11 protein-coding genes are annotated in these 18,094 nt (G+C 72.8%); 5 read left to right on the top strand and 6 right to left on the bottom strand.

Annotation, left to right across the window (positions count from 1 at the left end; translation table 11 throughout):
* Positions 1-169 precede the first annotated feature (169 nt).
* Positions 170-364, top strand: a complete 195-nt coding sequence (locus ACZ6TB_RS20780) for a hypothetical protein (protein ID WP_465556171.1) — start codon at positions 170-172, stop codon at positions 362-364.
* On the opposite strand, the gene ACZ6TB_RS20785 is transcribed toward ACZ6TB_RS20780, so the two are convergent.
* Positions 354-1,313, bottom strand: coding sequence for a glycoside hydrolase family 18 protein (locus ACZ6TB_RS20785; protein ID WP_465556172.1), 960 nt, complete (start codon positions 1,311-1,313; stop codon positions 354-356). The two genes, ACZ6TB_RS20780 and ACZ6TB_RS20785, sit on opposite strands and share 11 nt — an antisense overlap.
* Before the next feature lie 385 nt (positions 1,314-1,698).
* On the opposite strand from ACZ6TB_RS20785, the gene ACZ6TB_RS20790 reads away from it, so the two are divergent.
* Positions 1,699-3,840 carry a bifunctional polysaccharide deacetylase/glycosyltransferase family 2 protein gene (locus tag ACZ6TB_RS20790; protein WP_465556173.1) on the top strand — a complete coding sequence of 714 codons (2,142 nt, stop codon included), beginning with the start codon at positions 1,699-1,701 and terminating at the stop codon, positions 3,838-3,840.
* A 706-nt stretch (positions 3,841-4,546) separates the two neighbouring features.
* On the opposite strand, the gene ACZ6TB_RS20795 is transcribed toward ACZ6TB_RS20790, so the two are convergent.
* Positions 4,547-4,879 (bottom strand): helix-turn-helix domain-containing protein, encoded by a 333-nt coding sequence (locus tag ACZ6TB_RS20795; protein ID WP_465556174.1) that lies wholly within the window; start codon positions 4,877-4,879, stop codon positions 4,547-4,549.
* 96 nt (positions 4,880-4,975) lie between these two features.
* Positions 4,976-5,833 carry a ricin-type beta-trefoil lectin domain protein gene (locus tag ACZ6TB_RS20800; protein ID WP_465556175.1) on the bottom strand — a complete coding sequence of 286 codons (858 nt, stop codon included), beginning with the start codon at positions 5,831-5,833 and terminating at the stop codon, positions 4,976-4,978.
* Positions 5,834-6,007: 174 nt separating this feature from the next.
* Here ACZ6TB_RS20800 and ACZ6TB_RS20805 point away from each other — a divergent pair, with 174 nt between their 5' ends.
* Positions 6,008-8,662 (top strand): exo-rhamnogalacturonan lyase family protein, encoded by a 2,655-nt coding sequence (locus tag ACZ6TB_RS20805; protein WP_465556176.1) that lies wholly within the window; start codon positions 6,008-6,010, stop codon positions 8,660-8,662.
* Here ACZ6TB_RS20805 and ACZ6TB_RS20810 read toward each other — a convergent pair.
* A complete protein-coding gene (locus ACZ6TB_RS20810) occupies positions 8,622-11,390 on the bottom strand; it encodes an ATP-binding protein (RefSeq protein ID WP_465556177.1) in 2,769 nt (922 codons plus the stop codon). The genes ACZ6TB_RS20805 and ACZ6TB_RS20810 overlap by 41 nt on opposite strands.
* A gap of 90 nt (positions 11,391-11,480) precedes the next feature.
* On the opposite strand from ACZ6TB_RS20810, the gene ACZ6TB_RS20815 reads away from it, so the two are divergent.
* Together ACZ6TB_RS20815 and ACZ6TB_RS20820 are read left to right on the top strand one after the other, a co-directional pair.
* Positions 11,481-12,299, top strand: a complete 819-nt coding sequence (locus ACZ6TB_RS20815; RefSeq protein WP_465556178.1) for a class I SAM-dependent methyltransferase — start codon at positions 11,481-11,483, stop codon at positions 12,297-12,299.
* Positions 12,296-13,663: an aminotransferase class V-fold PLP-dependent enzyme gene (locus ACZ6TB_RS20820; protein WP_465556179.1), complete on the top strand. Its 1,368-nt coding sequence runs from the start codon at positions 12,296-12,298 to the stop codon at positions 13,661-13,663. The genes ACZ6TB_RS20815 and ACZ6TB_RS20820 overlap by 4 nt, the downstream gene beginning before the upstream one ends.
* Here ACZ6TB_RS20820 and ACZ6TB_RS20825 read toward each other — a convergent pair.
* Both ACZ6TB_RS20825 and ACZ6TB_RS20830 read right to left on the bottom strand, forming a co-directional pair.
* Positions 13,578-14,171, bottom strand: a complete 594-nt coding sequence (locus ACZ6TB_RS20825; protein WP_465556180.1) for a hypothetical protein — start codon at positions 14,169-14,171, stop codon at positions 13,578-13,580. The genes ACZ6TB_RS20820 and ACZ6TB_RS20825 overlap by 86 nt on opposite strands.
* Before the next feature lie 20 nt (positions 14,172-14,191).
* The gene (locus ACZ6TB_RS20830; protein WP_465556181.1) at positions 14,192-17,959 is read right to left on the bottom strand and encodes a fibronectin type III domain-containing protein; all 3,768 of its coding nucleotides are present in this window, start codon (positions 17,957-17,959) and stop codon (positions 14,192-14,194) included.
* Positions 17,960-18,094 lie beyond the last annotated feature (135 nt).

The raw sequence follows: 18,094 nt of genomic DNA on the forward strand, positions 1-18,094 counted from the left end.
ATACGATCGAACTCCGTCAATAGCACGCAGGATCTCTGCATGCTCGCGGTCACCCTAAGTAATTGCCAATGCGATCACAGAGAGTACGCAGTGAGCGCAAAGGGACCTCTAAAGATCCGTTCCTAGCGTGGCCGTCGGACGTTGTTCCGCCGATTCTTGGAGGCACATATTGGCTACCCAGATCTTCGTCGACCCCACCGGGCGGCGGAAGCGGCTCCTGGCGCTCGCCGGCCTGCTGGTCGCGATCTTCGCGGCGCTCTACATCGGAGTCGTCGGCGCGAGCGTGGTGCGGGCCTCCGACTCCGGGCTCACCACCAAGGCGACAGTCTTGGTGTCTCCCTCGGCGTCCGCCACTAAGTCGTGAAGCCGGCGAACAACGAGGTGAACTCGTAGTTCGCCTGGGCGATCCCGCTGCACGTGTCGGTCAGCGAACCGTCCGTGCAGCCGCCGTTGTCCCGGTTGACCGACCAGAACCGGACGAACCCCAGCCCTTTCCGCTCGGCCCAGCTCAGCAGCGTCTTGGCGTCCGCCAGCGTGGTCGTCCCGTCGGTGTCGTTGACGCCGATCATCGGGGTCACGCCGAGCATGTCGTAGACCTGGGCGTCGGACAGGCCGGTCCAGACACCCGCGACGTCGTCCTTCACCGCCTCGGCGGCCGCGGTCAGCGCCGTGCCCCGGTCGCCGCTGCCGACGTCGAGGTTCATCGTCATGGCGTTGACCGTGACGTCGACGCCGGCCTCCTTGGCGCTGGTCAGCAACGCGACCGCGGCATCGGTGAGGCCGGCCTCGGTGCCCTCGACCGGCAGCGTCAGCGTGATCGCGGTTCCCCGGTCCTTCTGCAGCGCGGCGAGCGCCGCGGTGACCGTGCCGGCGGTGACCGCCTTCTCGAGGTCGACGTCGAGATAGTTGCTGCCGGCGGCGTCCAAGGCTTTCCCGTACGCGGTGACCAGCTCGCTCTCGGAACAGACGGATTCCAGATAGGTCCCCGTCTCGCCGCCGGTCGCGACGATCACCTTCCCGCCGTTGGCCGCGATCTTGGCGAACTCGCTCGCGACCTCGCTGTCGGTGATGGCGGTGTCGCCGCCCCACGTCGGCGTGCACCCGCCGCTCCCGTCGGCCACCACGAACGACGCGGTGAAGCTGGCCTGCCCGGTCTTGTCATGGATCGCGTCGAGGTCGGCGCCGCCGCCGAGGACATCCAGGTAGGGCGCGATCGCGGGCGCCGTCACGACCGTGGCCGCCTGGCCGGACTCGCCCGACCCCGAGTCCGACCCCGAGCCCGAGCCCGAGCACGCGGCGGCGGAGACGGCCACGAGGGCGGCAATCGCGCCGGCCAGAGCGGCACGCGGATTCGGCCGGCCGCCGGCACGCCGGAGCCGACGCCCGCGCGACCTGGCGGGTTGCGCCACCGCCACGACTTCATCCCGCCGCGGCCCGGCCGGTTGCGCCGCCGCCGCGACGTCATCCCGCCGCGGGCGGGCGGGTTGTGGCGACGCGGGCATCGCCGCGACGTCGTGCCGCGGGCGGGCGGTTCGGCGCGCCATCGCCATCAGTGAAGCGTCTCCCCTCGGCCGGGCGCTCGCTGGCTCGATGACCGATTAATACGAAATTTCACGGCGACTCAGCAATCCGTGACTCAGCAAACTGGGCGCGCTGCCGAACGGGACGATGGGCCAGCATCTGCGCGAGGGGAAATCGGTGTCCGTCGAGACGGCGCGGAAGTCACGGCGGCGCGTTCCGGTGCCGAAGCCGCGGTGGATTCTGCTCGCGGTGATGCTCGCCCTCTTCGCCAGCGTGCTGCTGGTCAACGGGCTGGTCCAGGGGGAGTTCACGCAGGACGGGGCGGTCGAGTCGACGTCGCAGACCGACCAGGTGCCCTCGGCCGCGCTGACCGGCGGCCCGATCATCCAGACCGACGGCACCACCACGAGAACGGTCGAGGTGCCGTACAACGAGATTGTTCTGACGTTCGACGACGGCCCCAGTCCCACGTACACGCCGGAGATCTTGAAGGTCTTGGCCAGGTACGACGTTCCGGCCACCTTCTTCATGATCGGTTCCCAGGTCAGTCAGTACCCGGGGCTCGTCCGCCGGGTGCGCGACGCCGGACACGAGATCGGCATCCACACCTTCACCCACCCGGACCTGTCGACCAAGGGCGAGTGGCGGCGCGCGGTGGAGATGCAGGAGACGCAGTTCTCGCTGGCCGGAGCGGCCGGCGTGACCAGCGTGCTCTTCCGGCCGCCCTACTCGTCGACGGTCAAGGCGCTGGACGACAACACCTGGTCGGTGATGGCCGACATGGGCGAGCGCGGCTACCTGACCGTGATCAACGACCTGGACAGCCGGGACTGGGAAGCGGCGACCACCGTGAACGACATCGTCGACGCGGTCACCCCGGCCGGCGACGCCGGCGCGATCCTGCTGTTCCACGACGGCGGCGGCAACCGGGCCAAGACGGCGACCGCGCTGGAGTCGGTGATCCCGGCGCTGAAAAACGAGGGCTACACGTTCACCACGGTCACCAAGCTGACCGGCATGACGACCGTCAACCCGGCGGCGGGCGGCAAGGACCGGGCGCTCGGGCTCGGGCTGGTCGGGGCGGTGCGGTTCGCCAAGGCGGTGACGACCGGGTTCGCCTGGCTGCTGCTGGTGGTGGGCGTGCTGACCATCGCGCGGCTGATCCTGGTGCTGGTCCTCGGGCGGCGGCACGTGCGACGGTCCCGGGACGGGGCTCCGGCCTACACCGACCTCGTCACGGTGCTGGTTCCGGCGTACAACGAAAAAGAGATCATCGCGTCGACGCTGCGGTCGCTGACCGCCTCCACCCACCCGGTGCGGATCATCGTGATCGACGACGGCTCGGACGACGGGACCGCCGACATCGCGTCCGCCCTCGACCTGCCGAACGTCACCGTGATCCGGCAGCCCAACGGCGGCAAGTCCACGGCGCTCAACAACGGCATCGCGCACGCCGGCACGGACGTCGTCGTGATGATGGACGGCGACACCGTGTTCGAGCCGGACACCGTGCGCCTGCTCGTCCAGCCCTTCGCCGACCCCACGATCGGCGCCGTCGCCGGCAACGCCAAGATCGCCAACCGTACGGGCATGGTCGCGCTGTGGCAGCACATCGAGTACGTGGTCGGCTTCTCGATCGACCGCCGCGCGTACGACGTGATGCATTGCATGGCCACCGTGCCCGGCGCCGTCGGCGCCTTTCGCCGCTCAGCGTTGCTCGAGGTCAACGGCCTGAGCGAGGACACGCTGGCGGAGGACACCGACCTGACCATCGCGATCATCCGGGCGGGCTGGCGGGTCGTGTACGAGGAGCGGGCGCGCGCCTGGACCGAGGCGCCCGCGACGATGTCCCAGCTGTGGCGGCAGCGCTACCGCTGGAGCTACGGCACCATGCAGGCGATGTGGAAGCACCGCCGGACGCTGGTCGAGCGCGGTCCCGGCGGCCGCTTCGGCCGGCGCGGGCTGCTGAACATGGTGCTGTTCCAGACGTTGCTGCCACTCCTGTCCCCGTTGATCGACGTGTTCCTGATCTACGGCCTGCTGTTCCTGAACCCGCTCGAGACGGTGCTGGCCTGGGTCGGCATGCTGCTGGTGCAGTTGCTGAGCACGATCTACGCGTTCCACCTGGACGGCGAGTCGCCGCGGCCATTGTGGCGGCTGCCGTTGCAGCAGTTCGTGTATCGCCAGCTGATGTACCTGGTGCTGATCCAGTCGGTGCTGGCGGCGCTGGGCGGGATCAGGTTGGGCTGGCAGAAGCTGCGCCGGACGGGCGGGCTCGACTCGCTGTTGGGCGCGAAGCTCCCCACCGGGGATGGTTGATCGCCCGCCCCGCACCGGCCGAGCTTGTGGATCGCCGCCCGGTGGATCGCCGCCCGGTGGATGGCCGCCCTGTGGATCGCCGCCCGGTGGATGGCCGCCCTGTGGATTGCCGCCCGGTTTTGTCGTAGCCACCCCGTACTGTCGCCCCACCCAGTCCGGGGTGGGGTGGACCAGGGCCGGGCAAGTTCGCGAACCTCGAGCGGGCGTTCCGTTCGGTCGGCGTATGCCCGGCCTGCCGGCCGAGGTTTGGTGGCGCGCGCCGTAGCAACCGGCCGAGGTGAAGCGGCGCGCGCCGGATTTCCGCCCCGCGGCGGTGAGGCCGCGGTCGCGGGCTCGGAGGGGCGGGGATGCGGACGGGCGGTCAGTGGGGGTGGGGCGGCCGTCAGTGGACCGCAGCGAGGTTCGGCAGCGGATTGGACCGTGGAGGGTGGGCGCCGGCCGACCCGGAGTGGGGTGGGCGGCGGTCGGCGGGGTGGACCGTGGAGGGCGGCCATCGGCGGACCGGAGTTGGGTGAGGGCGACCATCGGCGAACCGGAGCGGGGCGGGGGCGGGGGCGGCGGTCGGCAGGGTGGACCGTGGAGGGCGGCCATCGGCGGACCGGGATGGAGATGGGGCGGGCGGTAAACCGACCAGGACCAGGGCCGCAGCGATCAGTGGATCGAGGTGGGAGCCGGTGGTCAGTGCACCGCGGTGGGGCGGACGCGGTCAGTGGACCGCTGTGGGGCGGCGGGCGCCGCCGAAGCCGGGCTCGGGGTAGGCGCGGCCGAAGGCGATCAGCCAGGGGATCTGCTCTCGGGCGGGGACGCCGCAGCCGCGGAGGAAGGCTACGACGGAGTCGCGGCGGGGGACGCCGCTGCCGGTTACCAGGTTGTGGACGGTGGCTCGGGAGATGGGGGTGCCGGCGTCGCGGCTGCGGCGGGCGACGCTGTCCAGGGAGCGGCCGCGCTCGCGCATCAGCGCGCGCAGGCGTCTGGCGTACTCGACCGGCGTGACGCCGGTGGGGTTCGGCGGAACCAACGTGGTTGCTGCGCTCATCATTTCTGCAGTTACCTCACGTAAGCGGATGCATCATCCAGTTACGTCGATCCAATAGAGGTAGCCGGTCGAGAACAAGAACGCAGCTGCGCACCACTCCTACGGCAGCCGCCAGCTCTGGTCGCTGCCGCCGCTGCAGCCGGCCACCCGGGTGGTGGCGCCGGGCTGGCCGGGGTCGGACAGGCACTGGCCGTTCGCCGCGTTGACCAGGGAGCTCGCCGGGCCCGACCGCCACTGGGCCGATCCGCCGGCGTCGCCGCAGTCGGCTATCCGGACCGTGCCGTCGCCGGTCGCCTGGGCGCAGCGGCCCGACACCCGCAGCGTGCCGTCACTCGCAAGGGTGAACCGCTGGGCCGGCAGGTCGGCGCAGCCGGCCACCTGGACGGGGCTGCCGTCGAGGCCGAGCAGGCCGCCCATCGCCAGGCAACGGCCGCTCGCGGCCTTGATCGAGCCGGTGCGATCGGAGGCCGGCGGCGGGGCGAGCGTGGCCGTGGCGCTGGGCGACGCCGAGACCGAGGCGGACACGGACGGTGACAGGGACGCGGAGGGCGACAGGGAGGGCGAGGACGAGACCGACACGGACGGCGAGGCGGACGCGGACGCGCGGGCGGCAGCGGCGGCCGAGGCGGCGTCGGTCGGGAGCGTCGCGCGCGGCGCCTGCGGGAGGGCGGCGCCGGGCTGGGTGTTGTCCGGCACCGGGTGGAAGATCAGCCAGCCGGCCACGGCCAGCGCCACGGCAACCCCGACGATCAGCACCAGCAGGCGCAGCCCGAGCGGCCGGAGCACGCCGCGGCGGCGCGGCGGATCGACGACCGGCGGCAGGACCTCGGTGTCGTCGGCGACCGCGGGCTGCACGACGGTCGGCGCCTCCGAGGGATCACGCGCGGGCTTGTCGGACAAGGGCTTGATGTACGGCCGGACCAGGACGGGGTCGGGCCGCGAGGGGTCGTCGGTCATGTCTCGCCTGACTGGATGGGAAACGACGGCGTCGGGTTAGGACAGGTACGCGACGATACGTGAAACTTCCCCGAATGGATCAAACGGGCCACAGGTAAGCGCTTTCCGCAGATGCCGAGCGATCACCACCCATCGATTGACATGGATCATCGGCGACGCGTACGGCTAAAGCTCATGACACCACCGCTCACCCGCCGCACCCTGCTCGCAAGCACCCTGGCCGCGGCGGCCGCGCCGCCCCTGAACCTCGCCGACCAGGACGATCCGGCCGTCGACCTGCACTGGCTGGACGGGACGCCGGCCGAGACCACGGGCACGGCCTGGGGCGTTCCCTGGCCGCGCGGCGCCCTCACGAAGGGCACGAAGCTGGCGCTCGAGACCACCGACGGCACCCCGGTTCCGGTCCAGTCCTGGCCGCTCGCCTACTGGCCCGACGGCAGCCTCAAGTGGACGGGACACGCGATCGGCGCGGGCGGCGAGGCGTCCGGGTACCGGCTGGCGCCGGGCACGCCGGCGACACCCCAAAACACGGTTTCCGTACGCCGCGACGGCAGCGACCTGGTGCTGACCAATGGCGTGCTCGAGGTCCGCCTGGCCACCCGCGGCGACGTCCCGATCCGCGAGATCCGCCGCGCCGGCCGTCGCACCGCCGGCAACGGCCGCCTCGTCCTCGACCTCCAGGACCGCCCCGACGACGAGAGCGGCACCCCGAACCGGTCGGCCTACCGCGCCACCATCGAGCACGCCACCGTCGAGCGGAACGGCCCGGTCCGCGCCGTCGTCAAGCTCACCGGCGCCTACCGCCGCGGCAGCCGCCGCATCCTGCCCTGGACCCTGCGCGTCTACCTGGCCGCGGGCGAGGCGGTCCGGCTCGTGCACAGCTTCACCTGGGACGCGGACCCGGCGCGGGACTTCGTGCGGGGGCTCGGCGTGCGCCTCGACGTGCCGATGACCGACGAGACGTACGACCGCCACGTGCGCTTCGGCGTGACCGGTGGCGGCGTCTGGGGCGAACCGGTGCGGGTGCTCACCGGGCTGCGGCGCGACCCGGGCGCGGCGGTCAACACCGCCCAGGTCCAGGGCACCGCGACGCCCCCGGTCGCGCAGTGGAACCCCCAGGTCAGCGCCGGCTATCAGCAGCTGGCCGAGTGGAACGACTTCCGCCTCACGCAGGACTCGCCCGAGCAGTTCACGGTCGCGAAGCGCACGTCGGGGAACGGCGCCTGGCTGCCGCACGCGGGCCGGGGCCGGCGGGCGAACGGGTTCGGGTACTGCGGCGGGGCGTCGGGCGGGCTCGGGTTCGGCCTCACCGACTTCTGGCAGCGGTTCCCGCGGGCGCTCGACATCCGCGGCGCGGCCGGCGCCACCGCTCAGGTCACGCTCTGGTCGTGGTCGCCGCACGCCCCGGCGATGGATCTGCGGCACTACGACACCACGGCGCACGGCCTGGATCTCGCCTACGAGGACGTGCAGGAGGGGTTCAGCACGCCGGAGGGCATCGTCGGCTCGACCGAGCTGATTCTGTGGGCTCTCGACCGTACGCCCGCAAGAGATCGCATCGTGGCGCTCGGGGCCGCACTCACCGCTCCCCCGCAGGTGGTCGCCGCCCCCGAGTGGTACCACGCGGCCGGCGTCTTCGGGCGCTGGAGCCTGCCCGACCGCAGCACCCCGGCCCGCGCCGCCCTGGAGACCGCGCTGGAGAACGAGATCGCGTTCTACGCCGGGCAGGCCGAGCAGCGGCAGTGGTTCGGGTTCTGGAACTTCGGCGACGTCATGCACACCTACGACCTCGACCGGCACGAGTGGCGGTACGACGTCGGCGGCTACGCGTGGGACAACGGCGAGCTGGGGAGCGACGCCCTGCTCTGGTACGCGTTCCTGCGCTCGGGCCGGCCCGCGCAGTTCCGGCTGGCCCGGGCGATGACCCGGCACGTCAGCGAGGTCGACACGCACCACACCGGCCGGTTCGCGGGGCTCGGTTCGCGGCACAACGTCTCGCACTGGGGTGACGGCGCCAAGGAGGTGCGGATCGGCGAGTCGTTCACGAAGCGGTTCGCGTACTACCTGACCGCGGACGAGCTGCTCGGGGATCTGATCCGGTCGTCGCTGCAGGCCGACCGGACGCTGCTGACCGTGGAGCCGCTGCGCGAGGTGCTGCCGCCGCAGACGATCGCGCCGACCCGCCTGCGGATCGGGCCCGACTGGTACGCCCTGGTCAGCAACTGGCTCACCGAGTGGGAGCGGACCGGGGACACGCGGTGGCGGGATCGGATCCTCACCGGCATGGCCGATATTTCTGGATTTGCCGCCGGGCTGTTCACCGGCGAGGCCGGCGGCGCGGTCGGCTTCGATCCGGCTACGGGGCATTTAGTCAATTTCAACAAGGGTGACTACACAGGCGGATACAACCTGGCGATGGCCTTCGCCGGCGAGCAGATCTTGTGGGAGGCACTCTCGCTGGTCGATGCTCCGGCGTTCCAGGCGAAATTTCTGGAATTCGCCAGGTACGTGCAGGCGCCCAGCGCCGAGAAGATCGCGCACTTCGGCTTCGACTTCAACCCGGGCGCCTTCCCGACCATCTACTCCCGAGTGACCGCCTGGGCCGGCGAGCAACTGAGCGACCCGACCCTGCGCAAGCGCGGCTGGGACCAGTTCACCAACGACCCGGCCGGCAAGCCCTGGCCGGCCCCGGTAACGGTCGGCGGCAACGTCGTGGCCACCGAAGTGCAGGAGATCCCGACGGCCGCCGACTTCGCCACCAACGACTTCGCCCAGCGCGGCCTGGCGATCATCTCGCTACTGGCGATCGCCCCGGCCGAGGCGCCCTGAGGTCGGCCCGCGACTCGCAGCCGAGCTTCTGGAAGACGTGCGTCAGGTGGGTCTCCACCGTCCGCCGGGTCACGAAGAGCTGCTGGGCGATCTCCCGGTTGCTCAGCCCGCTCGCGGCCAGCGTGGCGACCTGGTGCTCGGCCGGGGTCAGCGAGTCGGCGGTCCGCCGCGGCCGGGCCCCGGCCGCCCGCAGCTCGTCCCGGCAACGGCGGGCCAGCAGCCGCATGCCGCCCGCCTCGGCCAGCGCCAGCGCCCGGCCGAGCGGCTCGCGGGCGGCCGCCCGGTGGTTGGCCCGGCGCAGCGTGGCGCCGAGCTCGACCAGCGCGCGCACCTCCTCGAGCCGGAACGGCGTGCCGGCGAGCAGGGCGACCGCCTCGCGCAGCGGGCCGAGCGCCTCGTCGTGGCCGAGCGTCCCGGCCAGCGCCCGCAGGCCGGCGGCGCGCGGACCGGGCAGGCCGAGCCGGCCGGCGATCGCGAGGTGCTCCTCGGCCAGAAGCCGGGCCGTGGCCGGCTCACCCAGCGCGACCAGCGCCCGGCAGTCGTCGACCCGCCAGCCGGCCATCCCCACGTGCCGCAGGTCGAGCAGCTTCCACGTGCCGGCGGCGGCGGTCAGGTCGGCGTGCGCCTCGGCCGGCCGGTGCTGGGCCAGCCGCAGCCGGGCGCGGCGCTCCAGCAGCAGGCCGGTGGTGATCGCGCCGGGCGGCAGCTCGGTGACCGTCGCCAGCACCTCGTCGGCCGCGTCGAGCTCGTCCAGCTCGGTCAGCGCCTCGGCGAGTGGGAAGATCGACCAGATCAGGGCCGGCGGCGGGCTGTTGAGCCGCTTGAAGTCGTAGGCGAGCCGGGCGTCGGCCTCGGCGTCGCGGATCCGGCCGGCCTGGATGTCGGCCATCGCGCGCAGGAAACTGCCGTGCGCCAGCGCTATCCGCCAACCGCGGGGACGGGCCAGGTCGATCAGCGCGGTGCACCGCTCCCGGGCGAGCTCGATCTCCCCGTACGCGATGAGGGTGAACTTGGCGAAGGTGGCCAGGATCGAGTCCTGGTCCTCGGGCGGTAGCGGGGTGACCAGCAGCTCGCGGCACTCGGCAGCCGGGACGGTTTCGCTGAGCGCCTCCCAGGCCCGGCAGATCCGCCACAGCGGCAGGTCGGGGAAGGCCGCGCGCCGGACCAGTTCGTGCGCCTCGGCTATCCCGGTCGCCAGCAGGCAGGAGTTGCCGACCAGCTCGGCCTCCAGCTTGGTCAACACGCCGGGGTCAGCATCGGTCGAGTGAACCAGGCCGAGGCGGCACAGCCGGATCGCGTCCTCGAAGTAGCCCGCCATGCCCAGCGCCCGGGCGCTGTCCAGGGCGATCCGCGCCCGCTGCCCGGCGTCGGCGGCGAGCTCCACGGCCGCGTCGAGCAGCCCGAGCGCGCCCGGCGCCACCTGCGCGGCGACCACCAGCCCGAGCCGGCACCGCACCTCGGCCTCGTCGGCCGGGTCGGGCGGCGGCTCGTCCAGCGCCCGCCGCAGGAACGCCTCGGCGTTCTCCGGCGCTCCCCGTTGGCTCGCGCGCTCGGCCGCGGCCCGCAGCGTCGCCACCGTCGCCGCGTTCCGGCCCGGCTCGCTGCGCAGCAGATGCGGGGCGACCGCCTCGGGCCCGGCCCGGTCGCGGTCCAGGATCGCCGCCGCCCGGCCGTGCCACAGCGCCCGCTCCCCCGGCGGCAACCCCTGGTAGAGCGCGCCGGCCACGAGCGGGTGCGCCAGCTCGCCGTCGCCGAGCACGCCCGCCGCCCGCAGCCGGTCGGCCAGCCGCCCGGCCTCGACCCGGCTCAGCCCGGCCAGCTCGGCGGCGTGCCGCAGCGGCGCGTCCCGGCCGAGCACGGCGAAGGCCCGGGCCAGGGCTCCGGCGCCGGCCGGCAGGCGGGCCAGCTGCCGCTCGATGACCCGGGCGACCTGCTCGGGACCGAACGTGCTGAGCCGCGCCGCCACCTCGGCGGTCGGGGCGGCCTGTTCGGCGGCGAGGTGGTCGAGCAGGGCGCCGAGCAGGAACGGGTTGCCGGCGGTCGCGGCGTGGCAGGCGTCCGCGAAGCCGGGCTCAGCGCCGGGCAGCCGGTCGTCCACGACCGACTCGACCGCGGCCGGGCCGAGCGGCGCCGGTCGCACCGGCGGGTCGGGCGCGGCCGCCAGCAGGTCGGCGAGCAGTCCCGGCTCGGCCGGCGGCTCGCCCGAGCGGACCGCGCAGAGCAGGCCGAGGCGCAGGTCGGCGATCTGCCGGACGAGCTGGATGAGCCAGCGCAGCGAGGGCGCGTCGGCCCAGTGCACGTCGTCGACCACGAGCAGCGCCGGGCCGCGCTCGGCCAGCCCGCACGCGAGCCAGACCAGGCCGTGCGCCGCCGCGTGCATGGCGTCGCCGTCGAGGGCGGGCGCGGCGCCCTCGCCGTCGAGCGCGCGCCGGGCCAGGGCCGCGGCGCCGACGGTCAGCGGCGCCCACTCGTCGCCGCCGCGCAACGGGGCGAACAGCTGCCGGGCGATCCCCCAGCCGGCGTCGTGCTCAAGCGGGCCGCCCCACGCGCGCAGCACTCGCATCCCGTCGGCGGCGGCCGCGGCGGCGGTGGCGGCGATCAGGCTCGACTTGCCGATGCCGGCCGGCCCCTCGACCAGGATCAGGCGACCGGTTCCGACGCGCACCGCACCGAGCCGACGGCCGAGGGCGGCCATCTCGGCGTCGCGCTGGAGCAGCACGCGAGGCATCCCCTGACGGTAGGCCCGCGCGCGCTGTCGGAAAACCTCGTGGTCGGATCCACGATTCATCGTGGCGCCCGGACGGCCCAGCATCAGGACATGACGACGACGACCACGGAGTACGCGCTGCGGCGCGCACCGGAGGAATACGAGCGGTTGCGGGCCCAGGCCCGGGTGTGGGAGGCCGCCACCGGCCGCCTGCTGGACCGGATCGGGCTCGCCGAGGGCGCCCGCTGCCTGGACGCGGGGTGCGGGCCGGGCGAGACCATGCGGCTGCTGGCGTTGCGGGTCGGGCCCGCGGGCCGGGTGACCGGCATCGACGCCGACGCCGCGCTCGCGGGCAGCGCCCGGGAGATGCTGCACGAGTCGGGGCAGCGGCAGTGCACGGTCCTCGCCCACCGGATCCGGCCCGACCAGGAACTGCCGGGTGGACCGTACGACCTGGTGTTCGCCCGTCTGCTCTTGTTCCACCTGCCGGAGCGGGTCGCCGTGCTGCGGCGGCTGTGGGACGCCGTCGCGCCCGGCGGCCACCTGCTGGTGCAGGACTACGACATGGACGTGGTCACGCTGTTCCCGCCGTCGGCGCCCACCGATCACGTGGGCCGCATGATCATGGACACCTTCGAGGCGGCGGGCTGCGACGTCGCCGCCGGCGGCCGTCTGCCGACGCTCTTCGCCGAGGCCGGCATCGGCGAGCCGGACGGCACCGACGTGGCCGGCCGGATCGACCCGCTCGGCACCGGCCGGGTGATCCTGGAGAACACGTTCCGCAGCATCCTGCCGGCGGCGATCGCGCACGGCGTCACGACCGCCGAGGCGGCCGAGGAAGCCCTGGTGGCGCTGGACGAGGACGTGCGCAGCGACCCGGACCGCCCGATGCTGTGGCCGCTCATGATCGGCGCCTGGAAACGGCGATGACCGCCCTCGACGTCGAGCGCATCCGCGCACACTTCGACTTCCCGGCGGCCGGCCGGGTGGTCACCAACAACGCGGCGAGCACCCAGCCGCCCCGCGAGCTGATCGACCTGTTCCGCCGGCTGACCCCGTGGTACGAGAACGTCCACCGTGGTCAGTCGGCGGCCTCCCGGCGAACCACCGCCATGTTCGAGTCCGCCTACGACACGATCGCCTCGTGGGTGAACGCGCCGTCGCGCCGGTGCATCGCGACCTACCGCAACACCACCGAGGCGATCAATGCGGTCATGTACTCGCTGATGGTCGATTTCAAAGACGGCGACAACGTGGTCACCACGATGCTCGAGCACAACTCGAACTACGTGCCCTGGCACGCACTCTGCCGCGAGATCCTGCCGCGCTTCGGCCGCCGGGTGGAGTGCCGGTTGGCGCGCTTTCTTCCTGACGGTTCGCTCGACCTTGATCACCTGGCTTCATTGATCGACGAACGCACGAAGCTGGTGTGCTGCACCGGCGCTTCCAACTTTTTCGGCTCCAAACCGGATTTGTCGGTCGTGCGCCGGCTGGCGGATGCCGGCGGCTATCCCCAGCCCACCGGCGAGCGCCGCGCGTTGCTGCTGGTCGACGGCGCCCAGCTGGTGCCGACCACCGCGGTCGACGTGCGGGCCCTGGACGTCGACTACCTGGCGTTCTCGTTCCACAAGATGCTGGCCCCGTTCGGCGTCGGCGTCCTCTACGCCAAGGAGCACCTGCTCGACCACGCGCTCCCGTTCCTCTACGGCGGCGACATGATCGCCGAGGGCGGCGTCACGCCGACCAGCGTCGCCTGGAACGACCTGCCCTGGAAATACGCGGCCGGCACCCCCAACGTCCTCGGGGTGATCGTCTCCGCCCAGGCGTTGCGGCTGCTCGTCGACCTCGTCCTGCCCACCGCGTTCTTCGAGGGCTGGGGCCCGCTGCCGCGCGTCGCGATCGAGGAGACGATGGCCCGGGTGGGCCGGCACACCGCGGAGCTGACGGCTCGCTGCATGGCCGGCCTACGGGAGATCAACGGCTTGCGGACGTACGGGCCGGAGCACCGCACGCCGCTGGTTGCTTTCACCATCGACGGCCTGAGCCCGTTCGCCGTGGCGCAGGCGCTCGACCGCCAGGGCGTCGAGTCGCGGGCCGGCTGCCACTGCGCGACGCTGGCCCACCACGCGCTGGACCTCGACCCGCCGGCCAGTTGCCGGCTGAGCTTCGCCCTCTACAACACCGCCGACGACGTCGACCGGGCCGTGGCTAGCCTGCGAGCGCTTCGGCCGCCGCGCTCCACCCCGCCGGATCCTCACCCGCCAGCTTGGCGAACAGCTCCGGTCGTTCGCTGATGTCGCCACGGCCCCCGGCGTACCGGATCAGCGTGTTGGCGGCGTGGAAGCGGACCAGATAGGCCGGGTCCTCACGCACCGCGCGGGCCGCCGCGGCGGCGAGCGCCCGGGTGGCGGGGAAGCCGGCCAGCGCCATCGCGGCGTCGAGCCGGACGAACTCGGAGCCGTCGGTGCGCAGCACGCGAGCGACCGGGTCGGCCCAGGCCGGGTCGCGGGTCAGCGCGAAGAGCGCCTGCGCCACCCGGATCAGCAGCTCGCCGCGCGCGTCGGCGGTCGCGGCGCGCAGCACGTCGACCGCGTCGGTCGGGGCGCGGCCGGCGTTGGCCAGCTCGGCGAACCCCTGCGCGGCCAGCGGATCGCCCTCGGCCAGCCCGGCGCGCAGCATGCGGATCACGGTGGGGGCGTCGGTGCGGGCGCGGTCCAGCATCTCGGTGAAGTCGGGCCCGTCGTGCCAGACCAGATAGGGATCGCCGAACGCGTCTCGGCGCCAGTCGGCCCACTCACTCACGAGCCAACTGTGCCACGCGCTCAGCCGCCGAGGTCCTGGGCCCAGATGGCGTCGCTGCCCTCCCGCTGCCAGATGAGGATCGTCGGGTTGTCGGCGAGCTTGATGTCCCAGGCGAAGAGGTCCGTTCCACTCGCCACCGAGAACTCCTCACCGGTCGCGGTGTCGTACAGCATGAGTTGCTGAAGGCCCTGGTTCGGTACGTCCGAGCCGGTCACCTCGGTGGTGTAACCGATCAGCCGGCCGTCCTCGCTGATGCCGAAGGGCCGCACCCAGTTGCTCCAGACATCCGGGTGAACGAGGTCGCCCCGCTCGATCGGTCCGGTGCCGACCGGCGCGCGGACCACGCCGTGCCACTCGTCGGCCTCCGTGGTGCCGTAGTGCTCGCCGTACGCGGCCAGGTAGGCGCCGTCGCGGGAGATGACCGGATCGCTGACGGCCGACCACACCCAGCTGGGCTGGTAATGCGGGGTGAGATCGGTGGTGGCGCCGGACCCGATGTCGTAGCGGAGGAGGTCGCCGTTCGCGTAGGAGCTGTTGTAGAGGATCGCGGCGCCGTTCTGGTCGGCCGCGAACTCCGTTCCCGCGTCGGGCCCGGTCCACGCACCGCACAGTTCGGCCGGACAGAGCATCGGTCTCGGGGTCGATCCGGCGGCGTCGATGACGTAGATGCGGTTTCCCCAGCCGTCCCCGCCGGCCTCATGACCGAGGACGATCGCGCCGCCCCCGTTGCGGAGCAGGACGACCCGGTCCACGTCGTCGAAGAAGCCCTCGTTGACGACCACGGTCTGCCCGGCGGTGACGTCGTGCATCAGGACGCGGGTGCGATAGTCGTCGCCCTCCCAGGTCTCGTTGTAGAACAGGACCCGGTTGCCGTCGTAGCTGACGTCGGCCACCCGGTCGGCGCCGGTCAGGTCGGCCGAGACCGGGGTGTGCCCGTCGACGCCGCGGGACACGACGATGAGCTCCCCGGTGACCCGGTCCTTGCGGACCAGGACGTAGCCGGAGCCGTGGACGGGGCTGTCCGGGACGTTGTCGTCGCCCTCGCGCACCTCCGGCGGCGCGATGGCGTCGTTGGTGCTGAGCAGGAAGAAAACGTAGCGGCCGTCGCCGGACAGCGTCGAGTCGTAGATGTGGGTGGTGTTCGGCCGGCCGTCGGCGTCGACGGCGATGTTGTAGACGTCGCCCTTCGGGCGGACCCCCACGAGCGGGCTGACCGCGTCGGTGGCGACGGAGGCGCCGCTCTGGCCGACGGCGTTGATGGCGTACACCTGGAACCGGTACGGCAGGTCCGGCGTCAGGCCGGTCACGGTGGCGCTCGTCTGCGTGCCGGGAACATAGGTGACCGGGCCGGCCGGGATGGGCACGACGGCGTACCGGGTGATCGCGGATCGCCCGTCGGTGACCGGCGGTTGCCAGGTGACCTGCGCGGCGAGGGGTCGCGGCGCGGCGTGCGGTTGTTGCGGCACGCCCGGGCGGGTCGCGCCGGTGATGTTGACGACGGCACGTTGTCGCAGCTCGCGATGCCACGTCGTCGGGTCGCTCACCGCCTCGATCACCGCGGTGCCGGCCAGCGCCGAGCGGAACGTGCCGTCGGCGGCGATGTCGCCCGGCCCGGAGATCATCCGCCACCGCACGCGGGGCGTCTCCGGCAGTCCGGCGCCGCTCGCGGTGAAGGTCGCGGTCTGGCCGGGCAGCACGTCGATCTCGCCCGGATCGATCATCAGGCCGAGGAAGGGACCGTCCGCCTGCGCCACCGTCACGAAGAAGTTGGCGAGATCCTCCTTGCTGAAATCGATCTTCTTGCCGAAGAACTCGCGGCTGCGCAGGAAGACGCCGACGGTGACGCCGAGTCGCAGCTCCCACCACGGGTCCTGGGTGGTGTCCAGTTTGAGCTGCGTGTACGGCCGGACGACGAGACCCGGTCCGGCGACGTTGTAGAAGTAGACGGTGCTCTCCACCGGCAGCGAGATCGTCAGGTTCCCGTCGGCGTACGCGTCGACGTCGTGCCGGGCCGGGACGAACGAGTCGTTGATGCCGTGCACCTCGTCGACGACGCCGTTGGCGGTCGACATCTCGGCGCCGACGATCCGGCCGAAGCTGAGCGCGGCGGTGATGCCCAGCGAGCCGTCGACCTCGATCTTCGGCCGGACGTTCAGCTCCAGGCAGAGCACGATCGGCACCGGGCCCGCCTGGATGTCGAAGCACCGGGCTCGCAGCTTGAAGCCGGGCAGCTCGCGCTCCGCCGAACGCATGGCGCCGACCTTGGCCCGCAGCTCGGCCTTGAACGCGATGCGGTTGAGGTGATGACTCCGCACATCGCCCGACGAGATCGTCACGGTGTTGTCCAGGTGCGGGGCGAAGTCGAGATTCGCCTCCAGCCGGCCGCCCACCGGCGGTACCCGATCGGCGTTGTGCAGCGGGTCGTCCTCCTGCTCCGCGTTGATCGACAGGCCGATCTCGGCCACGAGGTGACCGTCGCGAATGCCGATGTCGGTGCCGAGCCCACCGGCCCGGGCGCCCTGGGCGCGGGTCTTGCCCTTGATCGTGGGTTCACGGCGCCGGATCGCCGGCGACTCCGACACCACCTCCTGGATGTCCTGATCGCCGATGTCCGTGGACGAGTTGAGATCGGCCTGGTCGAAGACGCTGGTGAGGGGTGTCTCCCGGGTCGTGACGGTGACGATGCCGCCGCGCTGCGAAACCCCGGTCACGGTGCCCAGCAGGCCACGCGGCGTGATCGGGGTGACCGGCACGACCAGGATGGTCCCGCCGGCGAGGGCGGTGATCGAGGCCGGCGGGTTGGCGAACTCCAGCGTGTCACCGGCGGCCCGGGCCAGGGTGGCCGTTTCCGCCGAGGTCAGCAGCCGGGGCGTCGCCTTGAGGCGAAGCATCGGGCGGACGTCGTCGGCGGTCCGGGCGGCTGGGCCGGTGCCGGCGTCGTTGACCGCGGCCACCGAGAACCGGTAGTCCGTCGCCGGGTCGAGGCCGGTCATCCGCGTCGAGGTGGCCGGCACCCGCACGGTCTGGCCGCCCGGATCGGCGGTGACGACGTAGCCGGTGACCGGCGAGGTGCCGGGGTCGGCCGGCGCGTTCCACCGCACGTCGACGGCCCCCGTCCCGCCCGCGGCGGCCCGCAGATCCGTCGGGGCGAGCGGTGGACGCGCGGCCGCCGGGACGACACCGGCGGCCTCGGCCGCACGCCCGGCGCCGGCCTGGTTGGCAGCCGTGACGCCGATCGTGTACGCGGTGCCGTTCGTCAGCCCGGTCAGCCGGGCGACCGTGGTGTCCGCGGCGATGGCGAGCTCGTGACCACCGGGCTCGGCCGTGACCCGGTATCCGGTGATCGGGGCGCCGCCGTCCGACGGAGCAACCCACTGGACGTCGACCGCTCCGTCGAGGGCGACGGTGAGCAGCCCGGCCGGCGGCAGCGGAACGTCCGCGGCCCGCGGGGTGAACGGCTCGGACGCCGGCGACGGGTCACCGTCACCGTTGCTGTTGATGGCGACGACCGTGACGGTGTACATCGTGCCGTTGGTGAGCCCGGTCAGGACCGTTTCGGTCGCGGCGCCGTCCACCGTGCCGCCGCGGCCGCCGGGCGAGACGGTGATTCGATACTGGACCACGCTGTCGGCGCCCTCGGCGGGCGGCGACCAGGTCACCCGGGCCGCGGTGTCGCGGGGATAGACGAACGTGACGAACGGTGCGCTCAGGGTCGGCGGAGACCCCGGAGCCGCCGAGGCGATGTCGGCGGGAACGAGGCAGCCCGCCAGAGCCAGGATGAGTCCCATGACCGCGGCCGGCCAGCGCCCGCCCCTATATTGACCCCCGTGTATTGACACAGATCGCAGAGTAACGGCCCGGACACGCTCGCGTGGTCCCGTGCCGGCAAGCGCGGCGCGTGCTCAGCGCGGGCTTCCGCCGCC

The sequence above is a fragment of the Actinoplanes sp. NPDC051537 genome (genome assembly GCF_055586105.1).

Coding starts and splice junctions, on each gene's coding strand:
- ACZ6TB_RS20800 (WP_465556175.1), bottom strand. CDS start 5,833: ATGACCGACGACCCCTCGCGGCCCGACCCCGTCCTGGTCCGGCCGTAC.
- ACZ6TB_RS20820 (WP_465556179.1), top strand. CDS start 12,296: ATGACCGCCCTCGACGTCGAGCGCATCCGCGCACACTTCGACTTCCCG.
- ACZ6TB_RS20830 (WP_465556181.1), bottom strand. CDS start 17,959: ATGGGACTCATCCTGGCTCTGGCGGGCTGCCTCGTTCCCGCCGACATC.
- ACZ6TB_RS20810 (WP_465556177.1), bottom strand. CDS start 11,390: ATGCCTCGCGTGCTGCTCCAGCGCGACGCCGAGATGGCCGCCCTCGGC.
- ACZ6TB_RS20815 (WP_465556178.1), top strand. CDS start 11,481: ATGACGACGACGACCACGGAGTACGCGCTGCGGCGCGCACCGGAGGAA.
- ACZ6TB_RS20795 (WP_465556174.1), bottom strand. CDS start 4,879: ATGATGAGCGCAGCAACCACGTTGGTTCCGCCGAACCCCACCGGCGTC.
- ACZ6TB_RS20805 (WP_465556176.1), top strand. CDS start 6,008: ATGACACCACCGCTCACCCGCCGCACCCTGCTCGCAAGCACCCTGGCC.